This is a genomic window from Ekhidna algicida (assembly GCF_051379705.1).
Lineage (GTDB): Bacteria > Bacteroidota > Bacteroidia > Cytophagales > Cyclobacteriaceae > Ekhidna.
This window is the reverse complement of sequence record NZ_CP179868.1, coordinates 3,838,120-3,859,441: the sequence shown is the minus strand read 5'-3', so window position 1 is coordinate 3,859,441 and position 21,322 is coordinate 3,838,120. Positions and strand designations below refer to the sequence as shown.

Annotated in this window: 20 protein-coding genes and 1 tRNA gene; 12 read left to right on the top strand and 9 right to left on the bottom strand. The window is 39.9% G+C overall.

The genetic code is table 11. From position 1 onward, the window contains the following. Position 1 precedes the first annotated feature (1 nt). Together ACL8WY_RS17470 and ACL8WY_RS17465 are read right to left on the bottom strand one after the other, a co-directional pair. On the bottom strand, positions 2-1,345 hold the full coding sequence (locus ACL8WY_RS17470; protein WP_436516051.1) for a TolC family protein: 1,344 nt from the start codon (positions 1,343-1,345) through the stop codon (positions 2-4). A 7-nt stretch (positions 1,346-1,352) separates the two neighbouring features. Beyond that, on the bottom strand, positions 1,353-1,976 hold the full coding sequence (locus ACL8WY_RS17465; protein ID WP_436516050.1) for a TetR/AcrR family transcriptional regulator: 624 nt from the start codon (positions 1,974-1,976) through the stop codon (positions 1,353-1,355). A 157-nt stretch (positions 1,977-2,133) separates the two neighbouring features. On the opposite strand from ACL8WY_RS17465, the gene ACL8WY_RS17460 reads away from it, so the two are divergent. From ACL8WY_RS17460 to purL, 3 genes are read left to right on the top strand one after another with little or no spacing between them, the layout of a single operon-like run. Beyond that, on the top strand, positions 2,134-2,931 hold the full coding sequence (locus ACL8WY_RS17460) for an alpha/beta hydrolase (protein WP_436516048.1): 798 nt from the start codon (positions 2,134-2,136) through the stop codon (positions 2,929-2,931). Further along, on the top strand, positions 2,928-3,458 hold the full coding sequence (locus ACL8WY_RS17455; protein ID WP_436516047.1) for a TlpA family protein disulfide reductase: 531 nt from the start codon (positions 2,928-2,930) through the stop codon (positions 3,456-3,458). The genes ACL8WY_RS17460 and ACL8WY_RS17455 overlap by 4 nt, the downstream gene beginning before the upstream one ends. 56 nt (positions 3,459-3,514) lie before the next feature. After that, positions 3,515-7,195, top strand: coding sequence for a phosphoribosylformylglycinamidine synthase (purL, locus tag ACL8WY_RS17450; RefSeq protein WP_436516046.1), 3,681 nt, complete (start codon positions 3,515-3,517; stop codon positions 7,193-7,195). A gap of 44 nt (positions 7,196-7,239) precedes the next feature. On the opposite strand, the gene ACL8WY_RS17445 is transcribed toward purL, so the two are convergent. The 4 genes from ACL8WY_RS17445 to ACL8WY_RS17430 all read right to left on the bottom strand — a co-directional run bounded on the left by ACL8WY_RS17445 (position 7,240) and on the right by ACL8WY_RS17430 (position 11,170). Continuing rightward, positions 7,240-7,971 carry a dienelactone hydrolase family protein gene (locus ACL8WY_RS17445; RefSeq protein WP_436516045.1) on the bottom strand — a complete coding sequence of 244 codons (732 nt, stop codon included), beginning with the start codon at positions 7,969-7,971 and terminating at the stop codon, positions 7,240-7,242. 114 nt (positions 7,972-8,085) lie between these two features. Next, positions 8,086-9,171 (bottom strand): hypothetical protein, encoded by a 1,086-nt coding sequence (locus ACL8WY_RS17440; RefSeq protein ID WP_436516044.1) that lies wholly within the window; start codon positions 9,169-9,171, stop codon positions 8,086-8,088. 57 nt (positions 9,172-9,228) lie between these two features. Beyond that, the gene (locus ACL8WY_RS17435) at positions 9,229-10,026 is read right to left on the bottom strand and encodes a helix-turn-helix transcriptional regulator (RefSeq protein ID WP_436516043.1); all 798 of its coding nucleotides are present in this window, start codon (positions 10,024-10,026) and stop codon (positions 9,229-9,231) included. A gap of 70 nt (positions 10,027-10,096) precedes the next feature. Further along, complete coding sequence (locus ACL8WY_RS17430; RefSeq protein ID WP_436516042.1) at positions 10,097-11,170, bottom strand: helix-turn-helix domain-containing protein; 1,074 nt, start codon at positions 11,168-11,170, stop codon at positions 10,097-10,099. A gap of 166 nt (positions 11,171-11,336) precedes the next feature. Between ACL8WY_RS17430 and ACL8WY_RS17425 the strand changes: the two genes are divergently transcribed. The 9 genes from ACL8WY_RS17425 to ACL8WY_RS17385 all read left to right on the top strand — a co-directional run bounded on the left by ACL8WY_RS17425 (position 11,337) and on the right by ACL8WY_RS17385 (position 19,276). Beyond that, positions 11,337-11,409, top strand: a tRNA-Gln gene (locus ACL8WY_RS17425). 64 nt (positions 11,410-11,473) lie between these two features. Then, positions 11,474-12,403 carry a ribose-phosphate pyrophosphokinase gene (locus tag ACL8WY_RS17420; RefSeq protein WP_436516041.1) on the top strand — a complete coding sequence of 310 codons (930 nt, stop codon included), beginning with the start codon at positions 11,474-11,476 and terminating at the stop codon, positions 12,401-12,403. 24 nt (positions 12,404-12,427) lie between these two features. Then, entirely contained in the window at positions 12,428-13,093 is a 666-nt protein-coding gene (locus ACL8WY_RS17415; protein WP_436516040.1) for a 50S ribosomal protein L25/general stress protein Ctc, read from the top strand. Between the two features lie 162 nt (positions 13,094-13,255). Beyond that, on the top strand, positions 13,256-13,669 hold the full coding sequence (locus tag ACL8WY_RS17410) for a hypothetical protein (protein ID WP_436516039.1): 414 nt from the start codon (positions 13,256-13,258) through the stop codon (positions 13,667-13,669). Between the two features lie 108 nt (positions 13,670-13,777). Further along, entirely contained in the window at positions 13,778-14,335 is a 558-nt protein-coding gene (pth, locus tag ACL8WY_RS17405; protein WP_436516037.1) for an aminoacyl-tRNA hydrolase, read from the top strand. A 44-nt stretch (positions 14,336-14,379) separates the two neighbouring features. Continuing rightward, positions 14,380-17,343 (top strand): hybrid sensor histidine kinase/response regulator transcription factor, encoded by a 2,964-nt coding sequence (locus ACL8WY_RS17400; protein ID WP_436516036.1) that lies wholly within the window; start codon positions 14,380-14,382, stop codon positions 17,341-17,343. Between the two features lie 108 nt (positions 17,344-17,451). Further along, the gene (locus tag ACL8WY_RS17395; RefSeq protein ID WP_436516035.1) at positions 17,452-17,916 is read left to right on the top strand and encodes a hypothetical protein; all 465 of its coding nucleotides are present in this window, start codon (positions 17,452-17,454) and stop codon (positions 17,914-17,916) included. A 12-nt stretch (positions 17,917-17,928) separates the two neighbouring features. Next, positions 17,929-18,516, top strand: a complete 588-nt coding sequence (locus ACL8WY_RS17390) for a nuclear transport factor 2 family protein (protein ID WP_436516034.1) — start codon at positions 17,929-17,931, stop codon at positions 18,514-18,516. Between the two features lie 28 nt (positions 18,517-18,544). After that, positions 18,545-19,276 carry a hypothetical protein gene (locus tag ACL8WY_RS17385; RefSeq protein WP_436516033.1) on the top strand — a complete coding sequence of 244 codons (732 nt, stop codon included), beginning with the start codon at positions 18,545-18,547 and terminating at the stop codon, positions 19,274-19,276. Between the two features lie 46 nt (positions 19,277-19,322). On the opposite strand, the gene ACL8WY_RS17380 is transcribed toward ACL8WY_RS17385, so the two are convergent. The 3 genes from ACL8WY_RS17380 to cobA are packed head-to-tail and all read right to left on the bottom strand — an operon-like array spanning position 19,323 to position 21,320. Next, complete coding sequence (locus tag ACL8WY_RS17380) at positions 19,323-19,994, bottom strand: phosphoadenylyl-sulfate reductase (protein WP_436516032.1); 672 nt, start codon at positions 19,992-19,994, stop codon at positions 19,323-19,325. After that, positions 19,984-20,574, bottom strand: a complete 591-nt coding sequence (locus ACL8WY_RS17375) for a precorrin-2 dehydrogenase/sirohydrochlorin ferrochelatase family protein (protein WP_436516031.1) — start codon at positions 20,572-20,574, stop codon at positions 19,984-19,986. The genes ACL8WY_RS17380 and ACL8WY_RS17375 overlap by 11 nt, the downstream gene beginning before the upstream one ends. Beyond that, a complete protein-coding gene (gene cobA / locus ACL8WY_RS17370) occupies positions 20,571-21,320 on the bottom strand; it encodes a uroporphyrinogen-III C-methyltransferase (RefSeq protein ID WP_436516030.1) in 750 nt (249 codons plus the stop codon). Before cobA ends, ACL8WY_RS17375 begins: the two co-directional genes overlap by 4 nt. Positions 21,321-21,322: the final 2 nt, after the last annotated feature.

The window sequence follows — 21,322 nt, the reverse complement described above, 5'->3', positions numbered from 1 at the left end:
CTTAGTTATTATAAAGAGTTCCTAATGCTTTCTTAAGTTCGATTTGTGAGGTGATCGCTTGATACAGCGAATTCAAATAGTTAGTCTGGGCTTCTTTCAAAGAAGCATCAGCATTGATTACTTCAATGTTTGAGCCTACACCTTCTTGATATTTAATTTTTGAAATGTCGTAGACTTCCTGAGCAAGCTCCATGTTTTGCTTTTGTACCTCTAGTGTTTCTAATTGACTGCTCAGGCTAATCTGGGATTGCTCAATTTCCAGGTCGATGCTTTTCTTGACAAAGGACATCTGATTTTCAATCTGCTTTACCTGCAGTCTGTTTTGCTGGATCTTATTGCTCTTTAGAAAACCATCAAATATTGGAATAGATGCTGTCACACCAACAACTCCATTGTCTAGCCACCTTCTTGAGACGAATAGATCACTACTGCTTGAAGCGGCTGTGTTCCAACCATAACCTAGTCTGGCATACAGCTTTGGTAAATATTGGACTTTGTTATTCTTCAAATCCAGATATGCCAAGCTGCGATTGGTTTCAAGCTGAGAAAATTCGATTCTTTGATTGTAATCAAAAGTTTCAGACGGTACCACCGGAACCTCCACACTCACCTCTTCAAGAGTTTCAGCCAAATTAATTGGCTGATTTAAATCCATTCCCATTTGAAACTTTAACAGTTTGCGACTGATGTCTTTGAGCTCTTTAGACCTACTGTATTCTACTTTTAGATTATTATAGTTCACTCGTATTCGGTCTACATCCACCTTTTCTGCAAACCCGGCCAAATACATTTGATCAGTCTCCCTAAGAAGTGTATCCAGTCTAGACATATTCTTCTCTAAAAGCTCTAACTGCTCTTCAGCAATCAAAGCATTGTAGTATGCCTTACTCACAGCTTCGGCAATATCAATTTGAGATTTGACGTGCTCCTTTGTGGATAGTTCTTTGTATGTTTTTGCAGCTTGCAAGCCAACAAAGTATGAGCCATCAAAAAGTAGCTGATCCACTGATAGTCCAATGTTTCCATCATAGTTTTGGGCAAATGAAACTTCTTGCTCAGTACCTACCGGAACTGTTGGATCGAAGGTGCTGATATCAATAAGACTTCTTTGTGGTTCAAAATTGTAATTCAAGCCAATATTGGCATTAGCCTGCGGTAAACCCATAGAAATGGTTTTCCTAACCTCAGCTTCAGCAATCTCCTTGTCAAGTTGCTTGATCTTTAGTTGTTCATTATTACCCAACGCATAGTCGATGCATTCCTGCAGAGTAAGGCTGACCTTATCCTGCGCAAGCACTCCCATAGAAGTGCTGATGATTATTAATAGTGATAGTATCCCTCTCATAAAAGTATTAGAGTATGTGATTGGTAGATTCTAGATTTATATATTCTTCGTATTTCTTTCGTCCCTTATCGGTAAGCAAGCCATGAACAAAGTGGTCAAGGATTTGAAGCTGAACGGTCGGAAAATCATATTCTTCTCGAGGAAATATCTTTGTGTTGAAAACCAACTGAACACCTTCGACTCGTAGTATCGATAGGACTTTAGCATCCAAGTCTTCTCTAAAGTAGCCCTCCTCTTTACCTCGTTCAATGTTTCGCTCAATATGTCCACGAATGGTAGAATGCTTGAATTCCTGGTAATTATCCCAAGCCTTGCCGTGGTATTTCTGCATGTCATAGAGTAGTGATGGATTCATGCGAAACACATGCTTTCTTAAACATTGTGAAACAAGCAATATCTCATGAATGGAATCATTGGATTGTCCATAGATTTCTTCAAACTCCTTCGTTTCTTTCTCAAAATGGTTCAAAGCAACCTCTGAAACCAGTCCATCCTTGTTATCAAAATATTGGTATAACGTCTTTTTCGACATTGAAGCCTCACGAGCTACGTCATCCATGGTCACACTCCTGATCCCATACTGGATAAAGAGCTCCTCTGCACTGTTCAATATCTTTTCCTTTGCCTCCAAATCTTTTATTTACGTCTATTCTACTGTGTAAAAACCACGGAAACTTTAAGTAAGCTTAAAGTTTCCTTCGTGCAAATCAACGCATAGAATATTTATTTGTTCATTATTTATGAGATTTTTTTTACCAAGCCGATTATTTGACCGATTTTTCAAACCAATGACGTGTATAGAAAGAGAAAGTGGACAGTTATATTATTTTAAATATGGCGATGGAGATAAGATATTATTGGCCTTTCATGGTTTTGGACAGAATAATAAAATTTTTAAAGATTGGGTAAAAGAAGTAGGCCATGAGTACACCATATATGCATTTGACCTGTTCCATCACGGTAGTAGTCAGAGAGAAAATGAAAGGCTTTCCAAAGCAGAATGGAAGAGCTACCTGAAGTCGTTTTTGACGCAAGAGAAGATCAATTCATTCTCGATTGTTGGATTCAGTCTGGGTGGAAGATTTGCGATTGCTTCTGCGCTTGCGCTACCCGAACTAACAAAGGAAATAACTCTGATTGCACCAGATGGTGTTTTTCTTACTATTTGGTTTAAGCTAGCAACAAACCGTAGCATCAAATGGATATTCAAATACGTGATGCTTCAGCCAAATTTGCTGGAAAAACTGATGCGCTTTAATGATAAGTACCGAGTCGTTAGCCCATATCTTGGAGACTTTGTTCGTAAAGAATTGGGAGATCATGACAATCGAAGGCGTGTCTACATTTCCTGGAACAATTTTAAATCTCTTGGCTATTCCAAAAAACAATTATCCAGGCTATTTCAAATGCAGACGTTTGAAAGGAGGATCATCCTGGGAAGCAGAGATCATATTATCAAACCTGAAAAAATTTTACCCATAATAGAAACTATGGGAAGATTCAAAGTAGAAGTGTTGCCACTTAAGCATCATCAGCTTATTAAGCCAGAAGTAGCTAAATTGATTCTAAATCGATCCTCTAAATGAAAACACTACTGATCATTTTTTGCTGTATTCCGGCATTCTGTTCCATGGCTCAACCCACTGAAGAACAGATAAGGCAAGTTGAAGAAGCCAAGAAGGAGGTAAAAAAAATGAAAGGAAAGCTGTTCCCTGACTTTGAACTCACAGCAATGGATGGAACCACCTACAACAAGGAGAATTTAGAAGGCAAAATTCTTGTCATAAACTTTTGGTTTACAAGATGCCGGCCATGTATCGAGGAGATGCCGGAGATGAATGAGATGGTAGAAGAATTCAAAGATGAAGAAATCGTATTTCTGGCACCAACATTTGAGAGCAATGAACTGGTGAATAAGTTTTTGAACAAGCGGGATTTTAACTATGAAATTGTGCCTGATGTCAAAGACTTCTGTCTTGAATTAAATGTCAGATCCTATCCTACTCATTTTGTGGTTAACCGTGAAGGCACTATCGAAAAAGTGATTATTGGCTACAATTTCATGTCAATAAGTGCATTGCGAAAATCCGTTAGGAAATTGTTGAAATCGTAGTAAGTCAAACCTTACAAAAAGGTTAATTTTGCGGACTTCAAAACGAGGTTCCTTCAATGATTCAATTCTTCCAAAATTCTGAAGACGCAATTATCGCCGTTGGCGTTTCTTCACCGCTTACATCCGATGAACTTTTAAAACTAGAGTGGCTCTTTTCCGGAGCTAAGCCTAAAAGTGACGATATCATTTCAGGCAAATTCATTGGGCCAAGAAAAGAGATGATATCTCCCTGGAGCACCAATGCGACGGACATTGTCCACAATGCCGGAATTCATACAATCTCACGAATTGAAACATACCTAACCGAATCTTCAGCCGGCGCCTTTGATCCAATGCTTCAGCAGGTGTATGAAAACCTTGATCAATCTATTTTCACTCTGGATCGTACCCCAGAACCAATAAAGCATATTGATAACATAGCTGCTTACAATGAGGCGGAAGGACTTGCCTTAAGTGGCGAAGAAATTGAATACTTAGAGAAAGTGTCTAAAGAAATTGAAAGGCCTCTCACCGACTCTGAGGTTTTTGGTTTTTCTCAAATCAACTCAGAGCATTGTCGTCATAAAATCTTCAATGGAACATTCATTATCGATGGTGTAGAACAAGAACTTTCGTTGTTCCAATGGATTAAGAAAACCTCAAAAGAAAACCCAAACTATCTGGTATCGGCCTACAAAGACAATGTAGCATTTGTCCAAGGACCAAAAGTGGAGCAATTCGCACCTGCAACTCAGGATAAACCCGATTGGTTTGATACCAAAGAATTTGAGTCAGTGATATCGCTCAAAGCTGAAACCCACAATTTCCCAACTACAGTAGAGCCTTTTAATGGTGCTGCAACTGGTTCTGGTGGTGAAATCAGGGATAGAATGGCCGGAGGTCAAGGAAGCATTCCGCTTGCCGGGACAGCCGTATACATGACCTCTTACTCGAGGTTGGATGATCCAAAGACCTGGGAAAAGTCTCCACGAAAATGGTTGTATCAAACACCTCAAGAAATTCTTACCAAGGCTTCAAATGGTGCCAGTGATTATGGTAATAAATTCGGGCAGCCATTGATTTGTGGTAGTGTGCTCACGTTTGAGCATGAGGAAGACGGCAAGAAATACGGGTACGACAAAGTCATAATGCAGGCTGGCGGAGTTGGTTACGGCAAGAAGAAGGAAGCGCAAAAGAAGCCGGTAAGTGCAGGAGAAAAGATCGTTGTAATGGGTGGTGATAACTATCGCATTGGAATGGGCGGTGGAGCTGTTTCCTCTGTTGATACCGGAGCATTTAATCAAGCTTTAGAATTAAATGCAGTGCAGCGTTCCAACCCGGAAATGCAAAAAAGAGTTGCCAATGCCGTTCGTGCAATGGTAGAACTTGACGACAATACCATCACATCCATTCATGATCATGGAGCAGGAGGTCATCTCAACTGTCTTTCCGAACTGGTGGAAGAGACTGGTGGTGTCATTGACCTTAAAAAACTTCCGGTTGGTGACGAGACGCTTTCTGCTAAGGAAGTTTTAGGTAATGAGTCACAAGAACGAATGGGATTGGTGATCAAAGATCAGGACGCTGAATACCTACGTAAGGTATCAGAAAGAGAACGTGCTCCCTATTACGAAGTAGGTGAAGCAGGCTCTAACAATGAATTAAAGTTTGAAAATAATGGAGAAGCCTCTCCTTTCGATCTCAAACTGCATCACCTTTTTGGTTCCTCTCCCAAGACGATACTTGAAGACAATAGTCAAAAGCCCAACTTTGATAATATCAACTACACAGAAGCTAATATTGAAGCGTATTTGCACGCAGTGCTTCAATTAGAAGCTGTTGCCTGCAAAGACTGGCTGACCAACAAAGTAGATCGCTGTGTAACAGGACGAGTAGCCACACAGCAGACTTGCGGTGAATTGCAATTGCCACTCAACAATGTTGGTGTGATGGCATTAGACTTTAAATCAAACAAAGGAATAGCCACTTCAATTGGGCACTCACCTATACCTGGCTTGATAGACGCTGGTGCTGGGTCCAGACTGTCTATAACTGAATCTCTCTCTAACCTGGTTTGGGCACCACTTTCGCACGGCTTGAAAGGTGTTTCATTAAGTGCCAACTGGATGTGGCCAGCAAAGAACACTGGGGAAAACGCCAGATTATATGCGGGCGTAAAAGCGATAAGTGATTTCGCTTGTGAACTAGGCATCAATGTTCCCACTGGAAAGGACTCCATGTCGATGACTCAGAAGTATCCTGATGGAGGAAAAGTCTACGCTCCTGGCACGGTGATAATCAGTTCGGTTGCTGAGGTATCTGACATCAATCAAACGGTAAGTCCGGTTATCGACTATACAAGGAAAGACTCCAAACTACTTTACATCGATTTTTCCGGTAGTTCATTTGAGTTGGGCGGATCTTCATTCGCTCAAACACAATCCAAAATCGGTAGCGATACACCAGAAGCTCAAGCAGCCATTGTTGTTTCTGTTTTTGAAGCGGTACAAAAGCTGATTAATGAAGGTTTAGTGATTGCTGGTCATGATGTTTCAGCTGGCGGTTTAATCACTGCCTTATTGGAAATGAATTTTGCGAATATCAAGGGTGGACTGGACGTAGATCTATCTGGACTAAATGAGGTAGATAGCATTAGAGTGCTTTTTTCAGAGAAGCCAGCACTTCTTATCCAAATCGCTGATTCAAAAGCAGAAGAGATACTGAGTGATGCTGGGGTTGACTTCACGAACATTGGTGGGTTGATTCCGGAGAGAAAATTAAGTGTGAGCAATGGAGCTTTCACTCATAACTTTGATATTGATCAAGCTCGACAGTCCTGGTTTAAAACATCGGCATTGCTAGACTTGAAGCAAACAGAAGCTTCTGTATCTAAGGCGCGTACAGAAAACCGATTCAGTCAGCCACTCTCCTATTCATTTCCAAAACGATTCGACGGTAAGGCTTCATCGCTCAATCTTGATTTCAACCGGAAAGACAAATCTGGAATAAAGGCAGCAATTATAAGAGAGCAAGGTGTGAATAGTGATCGTGAAATGGCATATGCATTGTGGCTAGCTGGCTTTGACGTGAAAGACGTTCACATGACAGATCTGATTACAGGAAGAGAAGATTTAAGTGAAGTTAGTGTCATTGTATTTGTAGGAGGGTTCTCCAATTCCGATGTACTAGGTTCTGCCAAAGGTTGGGCTGGGTCATTCCTCTTCAATAAGAAAGCAAAGGCTGCTCTCGATGCATTTTATGCTAGAAAAGACACTTTAAGCCTGGGAGTATGCAACGGATGTCAGCTTATGATGGAGCTTGGCTTAATATATCCGGAAATGGGAGAAAGCCATCCGAAAATGCTCCACAACAGTTCCGAAAAATTTGAGTGTGGGTTTGTGAGCGTTGACATAGAGGAAACCAACTCAATTATGCTACAATCAATGGCTGGATCAAAACTTGGAATTTGGTTAGCACATGGAGAAGGTAAGTTTGAACTCTCTAGAAATGAAGGTGATTACCACATTCCGGTAAAGTATTCCTACTCTGAATTTCCAGGTAATACAAACGGCAGTGATTTCAATACTGCAGCGCTGACTTCAAAAGATGGCAGACATTTAGCGATCATGCCGCATTTGGAACGATCACTATTCCAGTGGAACTGGCCTTACAAATCCGGCCTTGAAGGAGCTGAGGTATCGCCATGGATGGAGCCATTTGCTAACGCATTTGAATGGGTGAAAGAGCATTCAGAATAAGTTATTTAACATTGATTTGCGAGCGTAAAACGAGAGATAATACATTATTTCTCAGTCAATTCACTTAGAAATCTAAAAGCAACTTCCAGGCTTGCCTCTTTGGCTTTCTCATCGTAATTGCCACCGGCATTGAATAGCTTCTGAGCGAAGGCGTGTCGTGCTTCAGGATAAATAAATAGCCGGGCTTGTCCTCCTGCCTTTGTTACATTTTCATAATAGCCAATTGCACCTTGGGGATTGTCCTTTGCACCCATCACCATCAAGCTTGGAAATGTGATTTTTGCTATCTGTTCTTTGTCCTGAGTCACATTGCCATAGAAAAGGATCAGACCATCCACAATCTCATTGTTCTTAATCGCTGTTTGCGAAGCTGGTATGGTGCCCAGGCTAAATCCCCAGACAAAAATCTGTTCATGATTTTTACCTGCCTTTTTTAAAACCGTGTCTATGTATTCCCACATATTAGCCTGATCTATCGAGTTCATAAGCCCGCCAGCTTCTTGATTGGTAGTCGCTGATCGACCTTTGTATAAATCCATTATGATCACATCTATTCCTTTTTCAATTAATCTGTCTGCCATTTCGTAGCTAAGGTCTGTGACCCCAAACCAATCATGAAAAAGCAGAACAACAGCGTCAGATTTTTCCGGTGAGACATGATAAAAGAAGGAAGTATTGCCGGTATTGACCTCTTTTTTTTGAAGTTCATTATTTTGGGCATTTGAGTAAAGGCTCATGGCCAGGCATACTAGGATGGTTAGCGCAATAGATTTCATTTGAACTTGGTTTGATTATCCCTCAATTAGACGTAATTACTGTCAGATAAGTCTACTATTGAAGCTCACAATGTTTATCAAATTGAAATACTGGCAAAATCTGAATAGTTAATTTTACTGTTCCGCAATGATATTTTGAGCCTCAGTACCTGCTTCATCAAGTAAATTCGTATGAGCCTTGAGCAGCTCAACTGCGGCCTTATTGATCTTCTTAAATTTAACCTTTTCCCACCTTGAGATATCTCTGACCGATTGATTGTCAAATAACTTATTCGATAACCCTTGAATCAAATAATGATTGGCTACTTGATGTCCATTTTCACTTGAGACATTTGAGTTGTTTATGAAAAAATCAATAAGCTCATGTGTGGATTTTTTTGCCAGGCTTAGCTCTGTCAATTTAGATCGGTATTCCAGATCTGCGGCACTCAAGTCAGGCCAAAGTTGCTTATCAAGGAAATGCCTCGCTTCATGTGCCAGATAGCTTACATTGAAACTTTCACTTTCAAGTTCATATGATTTTATCACACAATACAAAGCATCTTCAGTCGTCCACCCTCCTGGATGATGTCTTCCAAGGGTTGCATATTCAATCCAGCCGAGTGAAACAAAGTCATCCATCATTACCACATTTACCTTAGTGGTCTCAGTTTTACTTATTGAAACTGTAAACACCGAGTCCACTTGCTCTCTCCAGATTATAAGATCTACAAGCCTTCCTTGTGGGTTGACTTGCTCTGTGGTATGAAAGCCTTTACTTCTAATGTAATCAGCTAAGTGATTCCCTAAGCTATCACGCTGAGTCGGGCTGTTAAACTTGGAGTAGTTTTTTATGAGAAAAGGAATAACCTCTTTTCCTAGATCCATCATATAGTTACTTTCTGGATCCAATAATGACTTTCTCCAATACTCACGGAAAATAGATAGCAATTGATCAATTTCGAGATCACCGGATGATGCATATTTACCACTATCTACATCTCCTCCAAACCTTTTTTGAAAGTCTTCAACAAATTCTTTTTCCGCTTCTGTGATTTCCGATTTGCTCTTAATTAAATCGAAAATTGGCGTCACATTCGCATCCATTCCATACGCATATATTTCATCGAAAGGAAGTGTGTTTTCTGTACTTTGAGCAAAGTGTAATTGTGGAAATAGTAAAAAGAGTAGTCCTGATATTGTAAAGTTGAGTTTGTCCATAATTTGAGTTTTAGAATTCAAATTTGGCTACTGGCGTCTTTAAATAATTGTATCAGATTAACTATGAACTCTTTTCCTGAATTGAAATGGAGAAATCCCATATCTCAACTTAAAAGACCTTATAAAGTGTGCATCATCGAAAAAGCCTCCGGCATGAGATATGGTTGAGATAGATTTATTGGAAGTTAAAAGTTCAGATATGGATTTAGAAAGCTTTGCATTCATCTGATATTCTCCTATCGTACAACCCATAGCCTCTTTGAAAGCTCGCGCCAAATAGACGGGATGAACACATGCCTGCTCCGCAAGATACCCCAGTGTATGAAACTCACTTAACTCACTATTCAAGATATCGACAACTTTGTCAACCCACATTCTTCTCAATTTCACTGGCTTAGCTTGATGAATAGAAAACAGCCAATCGTATATGTGTTCAGATATATGGTCAATTTGCTGATTAAGCTTGAAAGCTACTAACGCCTTGTAGAGAGCGGGGAACCTTCCCGTTTCGTATTGCACAAATTTGGAAGGCAGATTCAATTTGGTATCAATAGCTGCTTTCCAGTTTTGTTTGAATTCAATATTGAAACAGGTGGATTCCTGATTATTAAATTCATTTCTGTGGCTATAGTATTTCGGTCGGAAAAGAACATGTCCTGGTAAAACCTTATTTAAATTTTCCAGCCCATTCTCTTGATATTCGCCCTTGGTCAGAATGCTTATGTAGTCATTATCATGATCATGATAGTCTAGCCGTTCACCCTTTTCATAGTGAGTCATGCTCAACTTAAATATCTCATTTTCAGCTGATTCGCCAGCCATCCCAAAGTACTGTCCTTCTCCCAGGTTTCTCAATCTTGTGAATTTTGATTAGCAATTAAATAAGAGGCTCAAACGGCTGCACATGTTGCAGAAATTCAGTTTCTCATTGTTTTGATTTCTTAAACGCACTTGGCGTTTCCCCCACAATACGTTTAAATGCAGCATTAAAGCTAGAAATTGAATTGAATCCAGCCATTTCAGCAATAGCTTCGAAAGTCAGTCGATCATTGATTTCATCGAGTAATAGTTTTTTCGCTTCAACCACTCTCAATGAATTTATCAATTCCTTAAAGCTCATACCAAAATGACTGTTTACGGCTTGAGAGACATAATTATGGTGCACCTCAAGTCTGGTAGCTAAATCAGCTAGTGTCAATTTTGGATTCTTAAATAGCTTTTCTGTTTCAATTAAGTCCTTTGCTCTAATTGCAAGCTCATCGGTTTTATGTTTACCGATACCTGAGGTATGATATTTGATATTCTTCTTTTCGAAAGCTCCAATCAATTCAAGATAAATGACTAGCAATAAGAAAGTGATTAGGTAATATCCATCGTATGGAGCATAGGCACTCCAAGGTCCAAAAAACCGATAGAGATCCATCCCCCACAGCAAAATATAGGTCACCGAAATTACCTTGACTTTAATACCCCAGTTAGAAATACTTCTCCTCAATAATTGCCAGACAATTCCGAATAATGCCAAAAATTGCACAGCTCGATAAATGGCAGCAACAGGTAAAGTATCAATCCTGGTTCCTGTAAGATATACGTCGTAGAGTTCGATTTTTTCCTCGGCAGAAAGGGAATAAAAAGGAAGAAGGTGAATCACAAAGAACACGAAAATCAGAGGGTGAATCAGGTCATAGCGAATAAACTTCTGTCGACTGGAGAGGTCTGATTCGATACACAGATAAAATGATGAAGGTAAAATCATGACAAAAGGTGTATTCATTCGCATGAAATGTGGATACACTCTAATGAGATCTGTAAAGAACAGCCACTCTACAAATACTTCAACACAGAGAGCCAGAATGATCATCCTAAAACCAATCTCCGAAATGTTCAGCTTGCTTCGGCGGAAGCTAATTGCAACGAGATAGATTAGCGCCAAAATGGATGCATAAAGAAAAGCTCCTTCTAGATTGTCTAATGTCATCAGAAATAAAGCTAATGACATCTTTCAAAAGTTCTCATACAAACAATATTCTATCTGAGTAACTCGTATTGATTTTCAATATTGGAAAAGATCGATTATAACATTTTTATTTTTGTCATAATGAACTAATTTTGCCGTCCGTTTAGACGGAAGTGAAGGGCAGACACTTGAAAAAACAACCCAATATTGGCCTATGGTGTAACTGGCAACACGTCTGGTTTTGGTCCAGAAGAGTCTAGGTTCGAGCCCTAGTAGGCCAACAAGTTCCAATGGGAACAACAAACCAAATCCCGCTAACAAAGGCGGGATTTATTTTAGCTTAAAATGTCATCAGTAAAGATATTCTCAGGCTCAGCTCATCCCGAATTAGCAAAATCAATTGCTAACAATTACGGCAAGCCTCTCGGTCTTAGTGAAAAACAAACTTTCAGTGATGGCGAAATGGGTGTTTACTTCACCGAATCGGTTCGTGGATCTGACGTGTTCATCATCCAGCCGACTGTACCTCCTGCCGACAATATCTGGGAACTCTTGTTAATGATAGATGCTGCTCGCAGAGCAAGTGCCAAATACGTCACAGTCGTTGTCCCTTATTTCGGATATGCGCGTCAAGACAGAAAAGACAAACCAAGAGTTTCAATAGCTGCTAAGCTTGCTGCAAATGTTTTGACTTCTGCAGGTGCGGACAGAATCATGACTTGCGACCTTCATGCCGGGCAAATTCAAGGGTTTTTTGATATTCCTGTTGATCATTTAGATGCATCAGCCATCTTTTATCCATACATCAAGAACCTGAATCTTGAAAACATGATCATCGCTTCTCCTGACGTTGGGGGAACGGCTCGCGCAAGATCTTACGCAAAGCTTTTTGAAGTGGATATGGTAATCTGCGACAAACACAGAAAGCGCGCAAATGAAGTTGCTTCCATGCAGGTGATTGGAGATGTGGAAGGAAAAGATGTTGTATTGGTAGACGACATGGTTGATACCGCTGGAACCATAAGTAAAGCAGGTACACTTTTGAAAGAAAAGGGAGCGAACTCTGTAAGAGCTTTTGCTACTCATGGAGTTCTTTCCGGTAATGCTTATAAAAATATTGAAGAGTCTGCTCTGGAAGAATTGATCATCACGGATACAATTCCTCAGAAGCAAGAGTCTTCCAAAATCAAAGTACTGACCGTGGCAGAGCTTTTTGCAAAAGCAATTCGCAAAATTCACGATCACGAATCCATTAGTTCATTATTTATTAAATAATCATATTTTAAATCAAATTCAATTATGAAAACTGTTGAGATTATAGGGTATAAAAGAGCAAATCTCGGCAAGACAGAAGCGAAGCGCTTAAGAGAAGAAGGAATGGTACCATGCGTAGTATACGGTGGCGATCATCAGATTCATTTCTACGCTCCAATGATCTTGTTTAGAGACCTTGTATACACTGACGAAGCGCACTTTGCTTTATTGACAATTGAAGGAGAACCAGAACCATTCGAAGCAATCATTCAGGATGTTCAGTTCCACCCGGTAAGTGAAATCATCTTGCATGCTGACTTCCTTCAGCTATTCAGAGGAACGCCTATTAAGATGAACATCCCTGTTCACCCAGTAGGAATTGCTCCTGGAATTCAGCAAGGAGGTAAGTTGATCCGAAAAGTAAAATACTTGCAGATCAAAGCATTGCCTAAGGACATGCCAGAATACATCGAAGTAGATGTGTCCAAGCTAGGTTTAGGTAAGTCAATCAAGGTTGGCGAACTTGAAGTAGGCGAATACGAAATTTTGAACAGTCCGCTAGTGACGCTTGCAGGTATCGAAGTACCACGGGCTCTTAGAGGAAAAGATGCGGAGGACGAAGAAGGTGAAGAAGAAGAAGGTGAAGAAGGGGCAACTGAAGGAGCTGAAGGCGGAGATGCACCAGCTGCAGAGGAGTCTTCTGAATCATAAAGAGTTCAAAACTTTAATTTTAATCCCGGCCTTCCAGTCGGGATTTTTTTTTGGCATACAATCGGTGTACAAGCCTAGTTTCTACGGCACATTCAGGAAAATTGGTATATCTATTCACTCCGAACAAAATAATTTTAGCCAGTTGGAATTATAGTTTTTAAAATGGAAATATCAGATTGGAATTGCAAAGCGATACTATATGTCGTCGACATCAATGGAAAAGCAAAATTTGGAATTAGCGACAATTGGGAAAGTCGAGAACGTCAATATGAAAAGGATCATGGTGATGTATCGATTCAGCTAATCATGAAGACCGATTTTGATCATTACTGGCAAGCTGAGCTTGTTGAGCAACTTATGAAATTAAAACTCAAACCATTCATCATACCTGGTCTACATGAATGGCTAAAAGAAGAGTTTCCGTTGCAGAACATCATTGACTGCTACAAACAAGTAGATAGTCTGCTCGCATATGAATACGACCAACATGAACATATCCATAGAAAAGGCAGCCAACGCTGGATATTCTATAAACGGGTATATGAAGATTTGAAGATTTATTTTCCAAATCAATAGATTTTATCCGTGCTTATAAAAAGCGCTGTGGAGACGATAACCAAGTTTCAAAAAATTTCTAAACTATCAATTTAATCCCGACCTTCGCGTCGGGATTTTTACTCTAAAATGAAATATTTAATTGTAGGTCTGGGGAACATTGGAGCAGAGTATGAGCTGACCAGGCATAATATAGGTTTTTTAGTCCTTGATCGATTGGCAGATGAGCAAGGTGCTAAGTTTGAAATGAATAAGCTGGCATTTACAGCCGAGACAAAATACAAAGGGCGATCGCTTCATCTTGTCAAACCAACTACCTACATGAATCTCAGTGGAAAAGCGGTGAATCACTACTTGCAGCAACATAAGATACCCAAGGAAAACATGTTGGTAATCACAGATGATATCGCCCTTCCATACGGCAAAATTCGATTGAAACCACGCGGATCAGCAGGAGGGCACAACGGGCTGAAAAATATTGAACAACTGAACGGAGGCCAAAACTATCCCCGATTGAGATTTGGGGTGGGTGATGCTTTTTCGAAAGGTAGGCAGGTAGACTATGTACTTAGTCCTTTTTCTAAACAAGAAATGGATGAACTAGTTCTCAACATGGATAGAGCTATTGAAGCGATTCATTCATTCTGCACCATTGGATTGGAAAGAACGATGAATCATTTTAACTGATTATAAAAATAGATTTTACCTATATTAAAGGGTAAAATCCAACCATGCTATCCAGACTTTTCCCACCAATCTTATTACTACTAATTCCTTTAATTACCATTTGTCAGTCAGAGATTGATTCACTTAATACGCTTCTGGATAAAAGAGATTTGCCGGACTCTTCACGAGTCAATATTCTATTGGCTTATTATTTCACAGACCTTTACTATACCGATCAGGAAAAGGTGTTGCAGCAAACCTATGATGCACTCTTCATTAGTGAGTCAATTAATTACCAAGAAGGTATTTCCCAATCTCTCATAACATTAGGGGGAATTTATCGCCTTCGTTCAGAAAATGATTCAGCATTTAAGTATTATAAAAGTGCCATTGAGCATTCGAAATCCATTAAAAATAAATCCAGCCTAATGGATGCTTACATGGGGCTTGGCAATACCTTCAATCAGGTGAGTGACTGGCAGCAAGCCATCGAGCAATTTCAGAAGGTAGAAGAGCTCGCGATAGAGGCCCGAGATTCAGTAACGATAGGAAGTGTGAATAATAACATTGGCAATACCTATCTGAATCAGGCAATGCTACAAAAAGCATTGGAGCACTATCAAATAAGCCTGCGTATGGGTGACGATGGCATTCAAAAAGTCTCTTTAATTAACATAGCAATTACATACGCCAGTCTTGACCAACTAGAAAAAGCCAGAGAATATTACCAACAGGCGATTGAAAAGCAAGGAGATAATAGCAACCCTAACCATCTCGCATTTATCTATAAGAACCTCGGTATCGTTGAAAAAAAATCTGGAAATTTTGATGAGGCGTTAGCCATGTTTAATAAGGCGTTAGCAATCAATCAGAATCTTTCGAATGACTATCAAATATCTGATCTCTTCTACAGCATCGGAAATCTCTATTTCGATCAAAAGAAATATAATGATGCCCTCATAGAGTATCAAAAAAGCCTGGAAATAAGAGAGCAGATCCAGCATCAGGTCGGAAGGTGTTTCAGTTTAATCGCAATGGGCATGACGTATCAGGAGCTTAATCAACACGATAAGGCAATATCTCTACTGTTAGAAGCCGACATGCTGGCTGGTGAAATCAATATGGTGACGGCTAAGAATGACATCAGCCAAATACTTAGCAACATCTACGCTTCTGTAGAAGATTATAAGAAGGCCTATGAATATCAGGTCGCTTTCAAACAATTCAGTGATAGTTTAAAAACTATTAGAAATGAGGAAAAAATAGCTGAGCTAGAAGAAAAGTATCAAAACGAGCAAAAACAGCAAGAAATAGATTTACTAAGTGCCGAGAATGAGATATCCAGTCTTCAGATACAAAGGCAAGAAAGTCTTCGGAATTACCTTCTATTGGGAGCAGTGCTGCTCATTACTCTTCTTGGTGTGATTTATAATCAGTACAAAATCAAAGCTAGGGCAAATAACAGGTTAAAAGATCTGGATCATTTAAAGACATCTTTCTTTACCAACATCTCTCACGAATTTCGAACGCCTCTGTCTCTGATTCTCAGTCCTGTTCAAAAATTACTGAGTGAAAATCCTCCTACTGGAACTAGAAAAGACTTGGGACTGATCCAAAAGAATGCAACCAGACTCCTGGAGCTGACCAATCAAATAATGGATCTATCAAAGTTAGAAGCTGGAAAACTTACGCTTGATGTAAGACACGGGAATCTCAAAGAATTTTTGGAGATACTAACTGCCTCGTTCGAATCATTGGCATTGGCTAAGAAAATTGATTTTACCATTAGCTTAGATAACCTCCCCGAACAAGCTTATTTTGATGAAGATAAGCTCCAAAAAATTCTCACAAATTTACTTTCAAACGCTTTTAAATTCACTCCCGCAAATGGGTCTGTTGAGCTGATCGTCTATAGCAAAAAAGAAGATGAAGTTTCCATTTCCATAAAAGACAGTGGACCAGGTATTGCACCAGCTGAATTGAAGGAAATTTTTGAGCGATTTCATCAAAGCAAGTCCATCGATTCGAATACGACTGGCACTGGAATTGGGTTGGCTTTAACAAAAGAGCTCTCAACACTGCACCATGGGAAGATCGATGTGCAAAGCAAAACGAGTGAAGGAAGTACATTCACCTTTTCCTTTCCAATCAGTAGGGCTGCATATGCGACATTCGAGATAGTTACCGATCAGGAAAGTGAGTTTTCATTGCCTGACAATGCCAAAGCTAATTGGGTAGATAATCAGCCAGCCAATGGATCAGAAGATGAGGGGAAACCGATTGCGCTGATTGTAGAAGACAATCCGGACTTACGCACACACATTAGACATTTACTCGAAAGCACCTATCAAATAGAAGAATCCATAAATGGCAAAGAAGGCATAGCATCCGCTATTAAACATGTTCCTGATATTATCATTTCCGACCTGATGATGCCGGAGGCGGATGGATTGGAGCTTTGCAAGACAGTGAAGTTGAGTGAAAAAACAAGCCATATACCTGTAATTCTACTGACCGCTAAGGCAGACCGTGATACCAAAATTCACGGGCTCACCACGGGCGCTGATGAATATTTAACGAAACCATTTGACAATGATGAACTGCTGGTGAGAGTCAAAAACCTGATTGAATCAAGGACCAAACTCAAACAAAAATTTAGTCAGACGTTGAAGCTGGAGCCCTCACAAATAGAAGTGACCTCACCTGATGAAGCATTCATCAGAAAAGCTATGGAAACCGTCAATAAATATTTAGCAGATGAGGCGTTTAATGTTGAGTCATTTCAGAAAGAAATGGCAATGAGTCGAATGCAGCTACACCGCAAATTGAAAGCCTTAACCAACTTCTCAGCTAGCGAATTCATTCGAGACTTACGACTTCAAAGGGCCTCCACCCTACTTTCCAATGGTCATATGAATGTTGCGGAAACAGCATATAGCTGTGGATTTAATAGCCTCTCCTATTTCACCGAGTGCTTCAAGGAAAAGTACGGTGCTACACCTTCAAAATTCACAAAAAAAGGCTCTTAGAGCTCTCAAAAGCTACTTGTTACATATGTGAGGATTTTTGGGAGATGAGCGAAGATCGGACCTGATTTCATTTTCTACATTGGCGTTACCAATACGGAAATGCGGATTATGAAATACCTGAAGTTACTCTTCTTGTCTTTGCTATTTATGTCCTGCTATGGACAGGAGTTGCCAAAAGAAACAACCATTGATTTCAAAGCTGAATTAGCGAAAATAGAAGAAACCCGAAATGGTTTCATGCTCGCCATCAAAGAGAAACGCTATCAAGATCTAGCCAACTATGCTATGTCTGAAATGGAGATCACCGGACCTGACACAGAAGGATGGTGGGAAATGAGAAGGCTAGGAAAAGAACGTGGTGCTTTTTCATATGACAGTCTGATTATTAATCCAAAAGAAACGGTGATTCTGAACGATACGATGGGCTATGACTATGGAACCAGTAAGGTATACTACACCAATGCAAAAGGTGAGCAAGTAGAACTGCAGGACACTTTCATTATCATACTCAAAAAAGACCAAGATGGTGAGTGGAAAATGTACCGAGAGGTCGCTTCCGGTCAGGTTAAGTAAGCATTAGATATCATGAAAAATACAATCACACTTGTAGCTATATTATTAAGCACTGTTGCAACTGCGCAACAAGACACATTGATGTTAAAACCAGAAACATCTCAGGAAGAGATTAATAAACAAATAGCGCGAGATTTTTACCAGGATCTATGGTTTACTAAAAACACAGACAACTACGATAAATACGTAGCTGACGAATATGTAGTGCATGACATTTTCGAACGAAAAGGCTTGACCGAGCCCGCAGTTGAACAAAAGAACATTGCAGACTTCTTCTGGGAAAATGGAGACATGAAACCTGAGTTTGACTACCAGATTGCAGATGGTGATTTGGTTGCTACACGATGGATACTGGATTACGAGCCTAAAACACTTCTTGGAAAGGTTCTTTTAGGAGAAGATCCCATTGCTATCATCAATGTTTTCCGAATCCAGGATGGAAAAATTGTAGAGTTCTGGAATCACAGACATGATATTGAAACCGGACAGACCATAAGATTTACAGTAAAGGGATTCTTAATTGGTCTTCTAGTCGCTCTGATCCCCACATTCATTGCTTTCCGCCTAAAGCGCAAAATCAAACAACTACAATCCGCTTGATCAATTCTACCAGCTAAACACTAATCAAATGAACAAATACAAATCTCTTCACTTATGGATGATCATCCCGATGGTTCTGATGCAGCTAGGAATAGCTATGGACTATTGGGGTGATTTAACCGATAATGCATGGTCTGTTCACATTCATTATTGGACAGGTTCCATCTGGTATTTATACCTAATTATTCAACCCTATTATGCGACGCATGGGAAGCTGGAAAAGCACCGCACAAACGGCATCATTGGGATGTTCTTGGCCGGAGGCGTATGTCTTACCGCATTAAGCATGATGCACCGGGATCTCGAGACTGTACAAAAGGCAATGGAATTTCCCGAGCGTTTTGGTCCGTTTGAACCGTATTTTTTTTATGGAGTAGCTGCCATAGAAATCCCAATGATCCTTGCCTTTGGCTTTGCTGTTATCATGAGTATCCTAAAACGAAAAGTATTAGAGGATCATGCATGGTGGCTAATCTCAACAGTATTTATCATTATGATGCCCGCTCTTGGTAGAGGTGTTCAAAACGTTTGGATACTTGCTAATCTCGATTCCTGGCCGGATATTGAAATAATAACCCCTGTATATTTAAGTCAGACAATAATCGTGGCACTTATCCTTTTGGCCGCTTGGAAGTATCAAAAACTAAAACATCCAGCAACATATTTAGCCATTGCAATTAACATTATGTGCTGTTTCATTGCACCAATAGGAAAATCTGAAACAGTTCAGAAACTCTTAGAAGCAATGATTAAGGGATAAACTAATTCTTCAACCAGTAATATTTTAAGCCAAAATAGTGTTCTACTTACACATGAAGTCCACATTCCACCTTCTGTTTATTAAGCCATCTGCCTTCACGTTGATCTCCCTTCTCCGTACAATGGGTGCATCCTACTGAGCCAAAGCCTTGATAGTAAAGCTTATTTTGAGGAAGCTCATATATTGTTGAATAGGAGCTTACCTCAGATGCGGTCATATCAATGATTGGATGAAATTTCAATAATTCATTTCGGGACTCAAAGATTCTCAAATGCCTTCTGTTTTCATTTTGAAAGCGCAACAAGCCAGAGATCCAAACATCCTTCCCATGCTTCAACTGATTGGTAGGATCTACTTTATTGATAAAACAGCAAAGATCATTTTGATACTTCCATGTTTGATTTTCTTGAGTAAATCGATGCTTGTTGTCCGCCGCACCAATCTCAATGATGTTTAAATCCAGTTGCTTCTTTACTTCCTCTTTGTACTCCAATGTTTCTTCAAATAAATAGCCAGTATTGATCAAATAAACAGGGTGATTGGGTGCTACCTTGCTGATCATGTGAAGGATGATTGCTGAGGTAGTACCAAACGAAGAAGTAACCAAAATCCGATCATGATCAAAATCTGAAAAAAGCCGCTTCATTCGATCAAGTTGACTTATTGACTCATATCGTTCATTGAGATGAGCTAATTGTTTTTTAATATCAGATTTCATCTTGTTCAATTAATGACTTTGTGATCCCGTTTAATGCTTTCACTTTATATGAAAATTCTCCTTTCAACCGATCTCTGATTTCATGGAGATTTTGTAGCAAAGCATCAGTTTCATCCGGGATGGAATTATTAAAAACCTCTTTTAATCGCTTAGCAAGCGTTGGTGACTTTCCATTTGTACTTATTCCAATTTTAAGGTCACCTTTTTTCACTGTTGATCCCAAATAGAAATCACACAGATGCGGCGTATCAGCAACATTAACAAGTAGGTGTCTTTTCCTTGCAAGCGATCTTATTTTAGCGTTCAGTAATTGATCATTGGTTGCCAAAATCACCATATCAGCATGCTTCAAATCACTTTTTATAAACTTCCTCCTTTTAATCTTAATCTGATCTGAAAGGCTTTCACGTTGATATATGTCAGGTTTGATTCGGGGAGCTACTAGGGTGACCTTTGCTTCATGATCGTTTCGAAGCAATGCGTCAAGTTTTTCTAACCCTACATTTCCACCGCCAACTATAAGAACATGTAGCTGATCGAGTTTTAAAAAAATCGGGAATAGCGAATTTCCAGTTGTCATACCACCTCCTCTTTTTGGTTTAACTGATTGTTTAACATAGCGTGAGCAGCTCCTTCTCCAAAAATCAAGAGAGCGGGAGATGCTGGCTTTTGATCTCTGGCTTCATCAAGTATTGAACTCACCGTACCAGCTACCACCTGAGCATTAGCATGCGAGCCATTGCTAATAATTGCTACAGGTAGATTCCCCCGGCCCTCATTTAGATAGTGAGCAACCACCTCATCCAGCTTCGACAAACCCATAAATATCAAGGCAGTTGAAGAATGCTTTGCAGCTTTGCTCACTTCCGAAGAAATGGTTCCGTTTGCCGAGGTGGCTGTGAGGATAGAAAATCCTTGATTTACACCTCTGCAAGTGAGTGGTATACCATATAAGCCCGGGAGCATGATGCTGCTTATACCTATGACCACCTCGGTTTTGATTCCATATTTTTCAGCAAACTGAATTTCTTCAAAGCCTCTTCCAAAGACAAAAGGATCGCCTCCTTTAAGTCTTACTACATGACCATTAGTCAAGGCCTTTGAAACAATGAGTTGGTTTATTTCCTGCTGTAAAAAACTAGGCCTACCCGCACGTTTACCTACGGATATGTGTTCGGCGCATGGTGCAAAGCCAAGCAGCTCTTTAGATACCAACGCATCGTAAAGCACAACATCGGCCTGCTCCAGTGCCTTTACACCTTTAACAGTGATTAGATCCGGATCTCCGGGACCTGCACCTACAAGTGTGAATTTTTGATCGTTCATCG